General features: G+C 36.1%; 11 protein-coding genes. 3 read left to right on the top strand and 8 right to left on the bottom strand.

Translation table 11 applies throughout. The features are described from left to right. Nucleotides 1–397: 397 nt before the first annotated feature. Nucleotides 398–652 (top strand): winged helix-turn-helix domain-containing protein, encoded by a 255-nt coding sequence (locus tag K737_RS08970; protein ID WP_152531102.1) that lies wholly within the window; start codon nt 398–400, stop codon nt 650–652. A 582-nt stretch (nt 653–1,234) separates the two neighbouring features. Here the strand turns inward: K737_RS08970 and K737_RS05040 are convergent. Then, nucleotides 1,235–2,353 (bottom strand): hypothetical protein, encoded by a 1,119-nt coding sequence (locus tag K737_RS05040; protein ID WP_200863623.1) that lies wholly within the window; start codon nt 2,351–2,353, stop codon nt 1,235–1,237. 239 nt (nt 2,354–2,592) lie between these two features. Then, a complete protein-coding gene (locus K737_RS05035) occupies nt 2,593–3,672 on the bottom strand; it encodes a hypothetical protein (protein WP_023492205.1) in 1,080 nt (359 codons plus the stop codon). Nucleotides 3,673–4,272: 600 nt separating this feature from the next. Between K737_RS05035 and K737_RS08300 the strand changes: the two genes are divergently transcribed. Beyond that, nucleotides 4,273–4,473: a hypothetical protein gene (locus K737_RS08300; protein WP_152531101.1), complete on the top strand. Its 201-nt coding sequence runs from the start codon at nt 4,273–4,275 to the stop codon at nt 4,471–4,473. A gap of 204 nt (nt 4,474–4,677) precedes the next feature. Here K737_RS08300 and K737_RS05025 read toward each other — a convergent pair whose 3' ends face one another. The 5 genes from K737_RS05025 to K737_RS05000 all read right to left on the bottom strand — a co-directional run bounded on the left by K737_RS05025 (nt 4,678) and on the right by K737_RS05000 (nt 10,509). Continuing rightward, nucleotides 4,678–5,814, bottom strand: a complete 1,137-nt coding sequence (locus tag K737_RS05025; protein WP_006294100.1) for a glycosyltransferase family 4 protein — start codon at nt 5,812–5,814, stop codon at nt 4,678–4,680. Then, nucleotides 5,805–7,613, bottom strand: coding sequence for a single-stranded-DNA-specific exonuclease RecJ (gene recJ / locus K737_RS05020; RefSeq protein ID WP_006294098.1), 1,809 nt, complete (start codon nt 7,611–7,613; stop codon nt 5,805–5,807). Before recJ ends, K737_RS05025 begins: the two co-directional genes overlap by 10 nt. 859 nt (nt 7,614–8,472) lie before the next feature. Then, nucleotides 8,473–9,132, bottom strand: coding sequence for an ATP-binding cassette domain-containing protein (locus K737_RS05010; RefSeq protein WP_006294094.1), 660 nt, complete (start codon nt 9,130–9,132; stop codon nt 8,473–8,475). Then, entirely contained in the window at nt 9,132–9,746 is a 615-nt protein-coding gene (locus K737_RS05005) for an amino acid ABC transporter permease (RefSeq protein WP_200863622.1), read from the bottom strand. The genes K737_RS05010 and K737_RS05005 overlap by 1 nt, the downstream gene beginning before the upstream one ends. A gap of 28 nt (nt 9,747–9,774) precedes the next feature. Further along, complete coding sequence (locus tag K737_RS05000) at nt 9,775–10,509, bottom strand: substrate-binding periplasmic protein (RefSeq protein WP_161630440.1); 735 nt, start codon at nt 10,507–10,509, stop codon at nt 9,775–9,777. Nucleotides 10,510–11,145: 636 nt separating this feature from the next. Here K737_RS05000 and K737_RS04995 point away from each other — a divergent pair. Continuing rightward, complete coding sequence (locus tag K737_RS04995; protein WP_023492208.1) at nt 11,146–12,048, top strand: outer membrane protein; 903 nt, start codon at nt 11,146–11,148, stop codon at nt 12,046–12,048. 292 nt (nt 12,049–12,340) lie between these two features. Here the strand turns inward: K737_RS04995 and K737_RS08960 are convergent, their stop codons facing one another. Then, the gene (locus tag K737_RS08960; protein ID WP_024161479.1) at nt 12,341–12,682 is read right to left on the bottom strand and encodes a transposase; all 342 of its coding nucleotides are present in this window, start codon (nt 12,680–12,682) and stop codon (nt 12,341–12,343) included. Between the last annotated feature and the right edge of the window lie 251 nt (nt 12,683–12,933).

Raw genomic sequence — 12,933 nt, 5'->3', positions numbered from 1 at the left:
CTACTCTTCATGAAATAAAGTATTTGACATAGGGGCGTTTTTTGATAGAAAGGGGAATTGGGACTGATGGAGCTATTTATGGCTAAGTTTTTAACAAATAAAGAGCGCGGTGAGTTGGTGATTCTGCACAGGAGAGCGCAGGATAGGAAGACTGCCGATCGAATTAAGGCGGTATTATGCGCAGATGAAGGTAAGTCTTACCGAGAGATAGCGCATGTGTTACTTTTAGACCAGAAAACTATCAGTCGTCAAATAACGGAATACAAGGAAAAGCAGAAGGTAACGCCCACTAGCGGCGGGTGGATATGGTGGCCAAGCTTACCGCTGAGCAAGATGAGAAATTGAAGCAATATTTAACCTTGCAGACCTATCCTATGGTTGCAGCCATCTGTGAGTTATGTGGAGGCTATATAAGGGTGCATACACAGTTGCAGGCATGACATGCTGGCTACACAACCACCATTTTTCTTACAAGAAACCAGCTGCAGTGCCAGCCAAAGCAGCCCCCCCCCGAAACAAAAATTTGTCGAAAAATATGAAGAATTACTCAAACACCCCCCGGAAAATAAGCCGAATTTTATTCGGGGATGGGGTGCCATGGCCACCAAGATCACCTATGGTGGAATTAGGCGTGGGGAGCGCAAGCCATTAAGACCATTGCTTCACGGACGAGAATGAACATATTTGGCACGATTAACCTAGAAAGAATGCAAGTAATAGCTGCAGAATATAAGACTATAAAAGCGATACGCTGGTGAAATATTTCGATATATTGAAGGAAGCGTATCCGTTGGCCCCCAAAATACACCTTAGTGTTGATCAGGGGGGGGGATCATACCAGCAATACTAACCAAGGCAGCAGCGGCAAAACGTAAATATTATCCTTTATTATTTGCCACCATATAGCCTTAATTTAACTCCTATCGAGCGATTATTGAAGGTGATGAACGAAAAAGCGAAGAATAACCACTGTTTTAGCTGGGCAAATGAATTTCAACAGGAAATCACTAACTTTTTCTCCAAGACATGGCTACAGATCTGCGACACTATGGTGGACCGTATCAATGATAATTTTCAACGCCTAAATTCAACATTTTGATTTTTATTGGGTATATGTGCATCGTTTTTTTTACAAGCACAATAAATTTCTTGATAAGACTTTATTGGTTGTTTACATATTTCAAAGATTTTGGAAGGGATTTTTTAATTATTTTTGCGAATTTTTCACTTAAATTCATTTTCCAAAAAATACACAGCTCAACGTTACTAAAAACAAGTTGGCATTAGTCTTTGTGACAGGAGTGCCGCAACAATACATATCTTGTGGAACTATAGAAGCAATATTATCCCAGTTTTTTTTCCCAAAACACTGGCGTTGATATTCCAGCCCTAACGCAACGTGACGATTTAAAGCATACCGGGTCCCACACGCTAATACCCCTCCCATGATAGTTTTGGACAAACTGGAAGGAGACTGTCTTGATTCCTTCATGCAAGAAAGTTCCTGCTTTTGTAACACAATGCCAGGTCCTACGAAAAGTTGTAATCGTCGTGCAATTATATACCCAAATTCAAAAATAAATTCAGCAAACCATTTATTCCTTAAACGAAAAACTGTTCTTGATTGATCTGGAATTTCAAACTCACCAGTAAAATCGTTACGTTCTTCAAGATCTAATGAAAATATTCCAGTTTTGTACTTTAGCAGAGCAGCATCATTATTGGCGCCAAACACACACCGCCCCCCCATTGTGTAGGAATCAAAAACTTTTTGTATTAATACCCCAAAATTCCAAGAAAATCCAGATCTATTCCTCACTTCTCCTTTTTGTTCAAAATCTATAAAATTATCTTGAGCTCCTTCAATTTTCACTGACGTCACATCAAACCCAACCACAGTATTGCTTGTTCCATTAACCCTATAGCTTAAGTGGCTTTCGTAGACGATGAGATTATCTACCGCACACGAATACGTTTCGGGATGTTCAAGGGGCTGTGCTGCTGTAGTCATAAGTGTTAATCCAAGTGCTGAAATAGAACTATGCGATGCGATATGCACATACCCATCAGCAGTGGGATTGGTAACAGGAGATCTTGCGTCAGCAAACGCAACATAATCCACATTAGCTAGCGTACTGATGATCTTAAATTTTCCTTGAACACCCCGGTCATTATTCCCAAAAACTTCTGCTTGAATGGGCCAATTTGTTGATCCCGATCCTTCAGGAGTTGTAGACAAAGTGGCGCCACCGATTCCCACGATAATCCCTATTCCGGACAAAAATTTATCTTTTTTGGCACTGAGAATTGAAGCTGAAAGAAAAACAGTTAGTAAAAAAAATGCTTTAATCAAACGATCACTAAAAAAATTCAAAATATCAATAAGGTAATTAGATCATAAATTAAAGTTAAAAAAACAGTTAAAATACGCTAAATAATGCAGAGGTGCTAATTATTGATTTTTTGCAACAAATTAAAAAACATTCTTTATTGAAAATTATACCCCTTTTCTAGAATGTTTTAAGGAAAAAACATAGTAAAAAGCTCTCAAGATACAAGATCAAGATAGCAGTCAGCAAAATCAACTTCGATTTATTTTCCAAAAAATACACAGCTCAACGTTACTAAAAACAAATTGGCATTAGTCTTTGTTATGGGGGTGCCGCAACAATACATATCTTGTGGAACTATAGAAGCAATATTATCCCAGTTTTTTTTCCCAAAACACTGGCGTTGATATTCCAGCCCTAACGCAACGTGACGATTTAAAGCATACCGGGTCCCACACGCTAATACCCCTCCCATGATAGTTTTGGACAAACTGGAAGGAGACTGTCTTGATTCCTTCATGCAAGAAAGTTCCTGCTTTTGTAACACAATGCCAGGTCCTACGAAAAGTTGTAATCGTCGTGCAATTATATACCCAAATTCAAAAATAAATTCAGCAAACCATTTATTCCTTAAACGAAAAACTGTTCTTGATTGATCTGGAATTTCAAACTCACCAGTAAAATCGTTACGTTCTTCAAGATCTAATGAAAATATTCCAGTTTTGTACTTTAGCAGAGCAGCATCATTATTGGCGCCAAACACACACCGCCCCCCCATTGTGTAGGAATCAAAAACTTTTTGTATTAATACCCCAAAATTCCAAGAAAATCCAGATCTATTCCTCACTTCTCCTTTTTGTCCAAAATCTATCAGATTGTCTTGAATTCCTTCAATTTTTACTGAAGTCACATCAAAATCAATTTTGGCACTGGTACTCGTCGTTCCTTCAACCGTAAAATAGCTATTTTCACAGCTGACTGTATTCACTGCGCACGAATTTTCGGGGTGAAGGAACTGTGGCTTCATATCCATCTTTGTTATTCCCTCGCTACGACTTCTTACTGATAAAGATTCGTTATTAATACTACCATAAAAATCAAGATAAAAATCATTATTAAGTTCATTAGCGATGCTAAATTTTCCTTGAACAACCTGATTGTTTTTTCCAAAGGTTTCCGCCTGAATTGAACAACGCGTTGATCCTGATCCCCCAGGAGTTATAGACAAAGTGGCGCCACCGATTTCCACAATAATTCCTATTCCGGATAAAAATTTATCTTTTTTTGCACTGAGGCTTGAAGCTGAAAAAAAAATAGCTAGTAAAAAAAATGCTTTAATCAAGCTATCACTAAAAAAATTTAAAATATCAATAACTTAATTATATCATATATTAAAGTTAAAAAAACAGTTAAAACACGCTAAATAATGCAGAGGTGCTAATTATTGATTTTTTGCAACAAATTAAAAAAATTTTCTACGTTAGACGGTTTTGTCATAAGATAAAATATGATAATAATGATAAATTAAAAATTTTATTTTTTAAAAGAGATGACGCAATCACACAGAAGACACGACATATCAGAGAAATCTTGGAAAATGCTGGAGCCTCTACCAGGAAAAAAAGGAGAGGGAAAAGCAAAGGATAATCGTTAAACGCTGTTTTGTTGATTTTAAAAACGGGGGGCTTTTTGTCAAGATCTTTCCCCGGATTAAGGGGATTAGAAAAATACGCACAGAAGATTTTGCAGATAGAAAGATAATGGCATTGGGGAAAATCTTTTAGAAAAACTGATTGTCTATCCAGAGTATGAGGGGCTGATGATAGATACCAGCCATATAAAAGCGCATCCTTATGCAGAAAGAGGTTAAGGAAGGTAGGCCAGTACATGGGCCGCACACAAAAGGGGGGCCTCAACACGAATCTAAAACTCGAAGCTAAATTTGGCCGTGGATGGCTTAGGGCATGCCGGTCAGAATATTATTACTTCAGGTAGCGTTGCTGATTGCAAACAAGCTAGCCAGCGTGTTATTGAAGGAATAGGAGATCAAAATCTTCTTTCAGATAAAGGATATGATACCAATCAAATCGTTGATGAGACAAGAAAAAACAACATTAAATCCTGGTATAAGGGAACACGGTAAAGATATTTACAAGCGCTTTTGTTCAAATGAGATGCCTTTTCCTTTGGTTGAACTTCTCGTGATGATACTATCTAGATTTGTCTTGTCAAGGTAAATTTTTTATTTTGGGTGATGGAGAAAAAATAAATAGGCAGAAGTTCTTTCAATGATTTTTAAGAATAACCTTACTAAATTTTTAATGACCTCTTTTCTTTAAAATTTTTTTTACTGTATTGATTTTTTATATATTTCAAAGATTTGGGGGTGAATCTTTTCTTTAGAAAAGTGTTCTATTACATAAAAATGTCCTGCTTTTCCTTTCTCTTCTTTTTCTGGATCATCTGCCCATGTTTGGATGGCTCTGGCAAGGTCAAAAACATCTTGAGCTTTTGCCAAGTATCCAGTTACGCCGTCTATTACCACATCTTGGCATCCTGGAACTTGAGTCGTAATAACGGGGCGCCCCCAAGCGCAGGCTTCCAGTAAACTTCTTGGTAATCCTTCCCGATAAGAAGGAAGAACAGCTCCATGAACTCTTTTATATACTTGTGATAATTCTTTTTTAAATCCTAACCAATGGATCAATCCTTCTTCTTGCCAGGCCATAATCTGTTCTGTGGTGAAAGAGGAAGGATTTTCTAGGTCAACATCTCCACAAACTAAAATTTCTAGTTCTACTTTTTTTAGTAATTTTTTTGCTTCTACTAACTCTCTTAGCCCTTTTTCTTTTAAAAGTCTTCCTGCAAAAAGAAGCCGTAATGGGGAGGGGGCTGGCATGGGAAGAATAAAAAAGGTGCTCATATCTATCCCTGAGCCTGGAATAAGATAAATAGGAACCTTTTTATTCACACTGCTTCTTAAAATTTTTTTATCTTGGGAATTTTGACATAATATCTTGCATCGTTTCTTCCGTATCATTAATGGAAAAAAACAATAAAATATAAATTTTAGTATGAGTTTCTTTACTCTATTTTCTTGGGAAGACACAGTAAAAGTATATCCTAACCCAGCGAAATCATTAACAACTCCGCAAGAGTGAAACGCCAAGAAAGATCCTAAAAAAATAGGCTTCATCCCAACGTTGTGTAAAATATCTGGAATTATGACCTTAAAAGCTTTCAAAATTTCTAAGCATTCTTTGCCCACACCCCAGGGGGCCATCCTAGATTTTCGAAATGTATTCAGAAAAAAAACTTTAATCCCACCAGGAAGTTCTGGAACGGGTGAAACACTAGGAGCTATCACCCAAACATCATATCCATTAGAAATTGCTCCCAAAGCCAGTGTTAAGCGATGAGAAATAAAATATTCAATATTCCCCACAAAAAATAAAAGCCGAGGATACCTCTTTTCTACGGACACCGAAAATCCTCTAAAACAAAGTTAGGAAAACGTTTTCCCCATTTTCTGCTGATTTGTATAGTCAACAACACATCAATGGGATCTTTTGGAAGAGATAAAAGAAAGGGCCCCGCAGGTTTGTCTGTTATACGAAAGCACACAACTGAATATAAGATAGATGGATCTTCTTCAGCGCAAACTTTTAACCGAAGATGATTGTGTCCAAAAGCAGTAGCATGTTGTACATAAATTCTTTTCACCATAAAAATAGGTGAGGGATAATCTGCACCAAAAGGGCCTACTTTTTCCCAAACATCTAAAAAATTTGGTTGATTAAGCTGAGCCAAAGTTACAACCATATCAACCTTCATAGGAGAAAGGTTTTTTTCAGGATAACAGTTTTTAAAACTTTTATCTAAAAAGGTTCGAAAAGGGCTAATCTGATCGAACCGTAATGTTAACCCTCCTGCCATGGGGTGACCTCCGCCTGTTACTAAAACTCCCTCTTCACAAGCTTGGTGAATTAATCGGCCAATATCTATGCCAGATACAGATCGGGAAGACCCTTTTAGCATTCCATTTTTTTCTGACAATACAAACGTCGGCTTACCAAAAATTTCTTTTAAGTGCCCGGCGATAATTCCTAAAACTCCTTCATGCCAACTGCTATCCCATAAAAATAAATAATGCTGCTGTTGTTGTTTTAACGCTTGAGCTAAAGCCAACTGTTCGGTAGCGCGCTCAATATGCTGACGTTCTTGATTTAACGCGTTTAACTCTTGGGCAATTTCTAATGCTTTCGTTACACTATCAGTGGCAATTAGCTGAACACCTAGTGTAGAATTTCCTACTCTTCCCCCAGCATTAATTCGCGGCCCTAGGGCGTATCCTAGATGGATTGCATTGGGTTCTTCTCTAATTCCAGACACATCTAGCAATTGTGTAAGGCCTACATTTTTGCGTTGTCCCAAAACTTTTAATCCTTGTTTGACAAAAACGCGATTAATGCCTCTAAGCGGCATCATATCGCATACTGTGCTTAACGCCACTAAATCCAACAAAGAAAACAAATCGGGCTCTGAAGTGTTAAGAAATGAGAACATTCCTGTCTTTCGAAAATAGCGGTTTGCTCCAACAAGAAACAAAAATACTAGTCCCCCTGCACAAAGAGTCTTCAAAGATTCAGGCCCAGTGTAATTTAAACGCTTGGGATTTATAAAAGCGACACATTCTGGATGATCTATTCCAGGAACTTGGTGATGATCGATAATAGTAACACGCATTTTTTGTTCTCGTGCTGCAGCCATAACTTCAAAAGAAGTACTTCCACAATCAACCACAATCAAATCGTGAATCTGATGCGTATTTTGAAGCATTTGAAATCCATGAATATTTGGTCCGTACCCTTCTTGAAAACGATTTGGAATATAAGAGATCACAGGGTGATTCAGCGCGTTGCAGTACTTAACAATTAAAGCACTTGCGCAAGCACCGTCCACATCGTAGTCTCCCCAAACTGCAAGAGGACGTTTTTCTCGTATTACCTCCTCTAAATGTTCCACCGCTTTTAAAAGATCGGGAAGATGGCTAGGATCTGGTAAATGGGTACGCAAAAATGGAGAAAAAATCTCTTCAGCCTCTTCCATTATACTGCGGTTGGCCACAAGTCTAGCTGCCAGGTCGTTTACTTGGTATCGTTCCTTCAGGTATGCCACATGACGTTCACAAGCGCTTAAAAAATGCCAATCACGCCCAGTATGAGAAAAAGGAACTGTGTTTTTATGAACACGAAGTGCAAAAGAAGAAAACGGGGGTGTCATTTGAATTGCGTTGCAAAAATCATAGACACAAATTATAGCACAAAAAAATTATGAAACAAAACTTTAATACAGCCCTTCCCTTGTTCTGTTAAAATAAAAGTGGTAATAATATCTCAAAATTAGATCGAATTTTATCCTTACTTTAGTTCGAAACGATTCAAATGAGTTCTAAATAGATAATATTTGAATTATCAAAGTATTCACTTTAAAAAAAATCACAATCTGAGAAAAAAATTTTTTTTTATTATTTGCTGTTATTGTCGTTATATTATTTTTTTTATTGTATATTTATTTAACTTTATCGTTTATATAAATCTTTATTATCGTTTTATGCGCAGGAGGAGCAAGACTGGGAGTGTAACAGTCAGTTATTTTATCTACAAGACTGTACCCATGCGAACTACTCCACCATAGTTTTGAGTGATGTGAAAAAATATACATATTCTTACTCTTAAGCTCAATCAAGCAAAATTTTTTGTACTTAGCTTATTTTCTTGCTGTCTTTTGAGAAGTTTTTATCACTCCATAAAGTGTATCTTCCTTAATATTTTGAACATTTTAGAGCAAGCTATACTAAAAGTAAAAAATTTCAATGTGAATGCGCGTACCCCCTACAAAATACGGATTTCGAAGATTTTTGTGATGAATTAAAAAAAAATTAAAAAATGATTATTCGATTATTCTTGCTCGCCAGATTAATTTTTTTAATTCTCAGAATTTTCAATAAAGGAAAACATTTTAAACTAAAGGCAAAAAATATTTTTGTACTTTTGAATTGCGTTACTAAAAAACAAAGCTTTTTATGCATTACCGTTGTACTTTGGCGCTCTTTAGAATACTCAGTAAAAACCAAGAAAAATCAATCTTTGTAAAATTGATAAAGAGACTCTGCATAAAACCCTTTTTCTTTGGGGGATATGTCTAAAACGATTTTTCCTTGGCGCATCATTATAATGCGGTCACAAACGTCACAAAGGAAGTCTATGTCATGGGAGGCAATTAATACAGTCACTCCTTGCTCATGCACCTGTTTAAAAATCTGAGCAACACTTCCGGTAGTGCTTTTATCTAAGCCCGAAGTTGGCTCATCACACAATAAAAGCTTAGGATTCATTATAAGGGCTCTTGCTAATGCCGCTCTTTGTTTTTGCCCTCCAGAAAGTCGATGAGGGTATATATCTTTTTGTGATAAAATTCCCAAAGAGTACAAAAGCCTATGCGCATTACTTATATACTCTTCTTTTTTTAATTCAGTCCTTCTTTTGTGCAAAGGGGCGTATAATATATTTTCCCACACGGTCATGTGCGGAAAAAGTTGAAAATCTTGAAACATAAACCCGGTATGTTCTGGCCTATCAATGCTTCCTTCATCTAGCGTTTCTAGCCCTTGAATGCACCGTAATAGTGTTGATTTTCCACTTCCAGATGCTCCTGCTAGTCCTACAATCTCTAGAACAGAAATTTTTAAATCTAGATGTTGAATAACAGAAGCTCCCCCTAGAAATTTAGTGGCGTTCATCACGTTGACCAAGGGAAACTCCTCTTTTCTAAGTATTTTCCGCAATATTCAATACACAAAACGATACTGTAATAATACACTCCAGCGATAATCAAGGGGGTGAAATATGTAAAATGCATAGACCCCATGTGTTTTGCGCACTTTAAGATATCTGTACCTCCAATAGTGGAGATAAGCGCTGTTTCTTTTAATAACGCAATAAATTCATTAACTAAAGAAGACCAAACTTTTCGTAATACTTGAGGAATAATAATATCTTTCCACATGTTGTATGCTTTGATTCCTAATACTTCTGCTGCCTCAAACTGTCCTAAAGGCAACGCATCAATTCCAGAGCGAAAAATTTCTCCTGTATACGCAGCAGTATTCATCCCTAAAGTGATGATACCTGCTCCTAAAAATCCAACAGAAATCCCTAAACTTGGCAGTGTAAAATACACAAAGCTTAACTGTAATATTACGGGAGTTCCTCTCAATATAGAAATCACACCATCAACAAAAAATCGAAAATTTTTAAAAATACGTCTTAAGATTGCAAGACCTATTCCTAAAGGAGCTCCCAGCCCTAACGCGCCCAAAAACAAAGGTAAGGTTACCCCCAATCCTTTTCCCACAAAAAAAATTTGATCTAAAAGCGTCATGTCAATCAAGATGATATTTGCGCTTAAGTGCGTCTAATTCACCACTTTTTTCCAAAGCTTTTAAGGCAGCATTTATGGGGGCCAAAAGTAAAGAATTTTTAGGAAGAGCGATAGCATAACTGCTGTTACTTTTTCCAACAGGACAACACCCAAGCTGAGGGGTTATACGACAAAGCGTTTTTGCTTGATACCCGTCTAATATGACAATATCTACCTTTTTACTTTTTAGAGCCTCGATCAAAGGTAAATTTTCGTCCATTGTAAGACACTGTTCTTGAGGGTAGTGTAACTTAATCCAATGTTCCATAGTTGTTCCCATTTGACACCCAAAAACTTTTCCTGAAAAACTTCTAAAAATTTCTTCTTGAGATTGTTTGAAATCTTCTTTCCTAAAAATAGCGTACAATCTTTGTGTGTAATATGGGGCAGAAAATTCAATCTTTTTTCTTCGCTCTGGAGTAATAGCTATTGTAGAGATTCCCACATCTGCACGATTTGTTTCAAGGGCAGCAAAAATCGCACCAAATTCCAAAACTTCAAACGTAACGTGCTTTTTTAAATTTTTTGCAACTAACTGGATCAGTTCAATATCGAACCCTTCTAAATCCTTCTCTTGAGTGTAGTACTCAAAGGGGGGATAATCTGCACAGGTTGCCACAATAAAAATTTTTTCAGTTGCAGGATTTCTTTTAGAAGTGCACCCCACACCACAAAGGATTCCTGTGAAAATGGCCATGCAAAAAAAAGAAAAGAAGCGTAAATCCACGCGCCTAATTTCCTCCCCCATTGTGATATTCTTCTTCAACATTCTGTTATTTATACATAAAAATCCCAAAAAAACAATCGACTCTTTAGGTAAAATGCTGGGAAGATGGGCTTAAAGCGGACAGCGATTACCTTAATTAATGTTACGTGGCTACAAAATGTCGGATTCAATAATTATGAAAAATTATAAAATTTCTTTATTTATTACTGATACTGGTATAAGAAAGATTATATTACATCGAAGCATTTTATTGTTATGGGAAAATGTAAAATGGCGGACATAGCTTAATTGTGAGAACTTTACTGTTAAAAGATATTTTAAATGTAAAATCTTATTAAAAAAAAACAACAAAAAGTCAATATATTTTTTATATTTTCTTAATTTCAACAAAAATGTGCATTGTGGTGCTTTATTTTAATTATTAAAAATATTTCTTTTTTTTATTAAAAAAATATTTTTATTTTTTTTATGAAATTTTCAAAAAAATAAATTTAAAAGTTGCTAAAAAAACTCTATCAAAAAATAATTAATATTTTTTTCGTATTTTTAATAAAATTTTTAATTTTATGAAATAATTTTAAATGTGTTTAACAAGCAGTATAGACAATGAAAAAATGTTTTAAATTAATGGTTGCTTTTCTTTTAGCGGGATCGACCGTAAAAGCAACAGAAGAAAATAAAAATTGTTCCATGTTTCAGTCTGGAATAGGCGTTACTTTCGGGCTTGGAGTTTCTAAGGCGGGGGTGAAAGCACAAGAAGCGGACTCTGAGCTGATGGAAGATCTTGTTTGCGAAAAAATTGAAGGAATTAGATTGTTAACAGCGGGAAGAAGGTTTAATTCTATACGTTCGTTAGATTTGTTTTTAGAGAATGAATCTCGTGACTTTGTAGACTTTTCTTCGTCAAGCGAAATAAAGAATCGCTCTGGGTTTTCTTGGAATCTTGGAGTGTTAGCTCAAAAAAAAATGGGAGCGTATACAGTCGGAGTTCGTTGGATATTTGGATCTAATGGTTCTTCTGCCAGGATAAAGTATGATACGGTAAATCCTTTTCAAATGGTTTTGAATCAAGGGGGAGTTAGAGCTCTTATAAACGGCGTTGACATTTCTGTGCCTGAAAATAGCACTGTATTTGTTTTAAAGAACAAGTGGTGTACGTCTTTTATTTTTGAATTTGGCTATCTTATCACTAATAGAATGCAGATTTTTGCAGGACCTGGATTGTATATTCAAAAACAAAAGTTGTGTTGCATTAACGATTCAGGAAAATCTTCCGGTGGATTATCTAAAACGATTTGTGGACCAATGGTGGCGCTTGGAGCAAGGTACGCCTTAACGCAACGTATTTCGGTGGGGATGGAATATCAACATCATTTCTCAAAAAAAACAAATTGGAATAGAATTTCCGAAATTCTTCCCAGTAGATTTGAGGCTCTTGGGACTCCTTCGCTTAGAACAAGCAATAATCTTTTCTTAATAACGATGACTTATATGTTTGGTGCTAAATAAATAGATTTAAGCAGTTTTTAGAAAATTAAAAAGTAAGAGTTTAAAATACCTTTTGTTTTAATTTGGGTGTTTTTTACTCTTTTTTTGTGTTTCTAGGCCAGCTGCGTAAATATATCTAAATCAGTACAAAAAGATTACAAGAGAAAAAATTAAAACAAGACGATCAATTGAGCAAGTTAAAGTTCTTCTTATATGTTTTGCTTAGGTCCATTTTTTCTCAATAGGATTGAGATCCAGAGAGTAAGGAGGAAAATAAAGCAAACTATGCCCTGCATCTTCTAGCATCTTTTGCTTAGGTCCATTTTTTCTCAATAGGATTGAGATCCAGAGAGTAAGGAGGAAAATAAAGCAAACTATGCCCTGCATCTTCTAGCATCTTTTGCATAGCTTTCCCTTTATGGAAAGTGGCATTATATAACATTAGCGTCTTCTTTTGGAAGGTTTGGTAATAAAATCTGCTGCACCCAAGATGTACCCCCCTTTGTAAGCCAGATATCAACCCAATTACAATTATAGCTTTGCCAATTAAAGCGCCTATGGGATTTGTTCCCCCCCCAGTCATAAGAGCCATCACATCGCTTGCCATCAGAGTGTCCATGCGTTCTTGGCATATCATGAGCAAAACCACTTTCATCACTTAACCTATCTGCTTATCTTTCTTTTTCAATTCTTCAATTTTTTGGAAAAACGTAGATCTTTTTTCTGGATCGAATGATTGAGATTTTTTTATACTTATGCTGAATGAAATTGTTTAAAAGTTTAATTTTATGTGTTTATAATTTTTCTTACGAAAAGATTTCTATCGCACATTTTGAAAGCCACCACGTACATGAAAGTGAGTGATATGTTCTTGAAGCATTGCGTAGACGATTCAAGGCAAGACGT

Source organism: Holospora undulata HU1 (assembly GCF_000388175.3).
Classification (GTDB): domain Bacteria; phylum Pseudomonadota; class Alphaproteobacteria; order Holosporales; family Holosporaceae; genus Holospora; species Holospora undulata_A.
This window is presented reverse-complemented; position numbering and strand designations above follow the sequence as displayed.

Bases quoted from the DNA above. Each gene is read 5' to 3' on its own strand.
- K737_RS05010 (WP_006294094.1), bottom strand. From the start codon at position 9,132: ATGAACGCCACTAAATTTCTAGGGGGAGCTTCTGTTATTCAACATCTA.
- K737_RS08960 (WP_024161479.1), bottom strand. From the start codon at position 12,682: ATGAAAGTGGTTTTGCTCATGATATGCCAAGAACGCATGGACACTCTG.
- K737_RS04995 (WP_023492208.1), top strand. From the start codon at position 11,146: ATGAAAAAATGTTTTAAATTAATGGTTGCTTTTCTTTTAGCGGGATCG.
- recJ (WP_006294098.1), bottom strand. From the start codon at position 7,613: ATGACACCCCCGTTTTCTTCTTTTGCACTTCGTGTTCATAAAAACACA.
- K737_RS05000 (WP_161630440.1), bottom strand. From the start codon at position 10,509: ATGGCCATTTTCACAGGAATCCTTTGTGGTGTGGGGTGCACTTCTAAA.
- K737_RS08970 (WP_152531102.1), top strand. From the start codon at position 398: ATGTGGAGGCTATATAAGGGTGCATACACAGTTGCAGGCATGACATGC.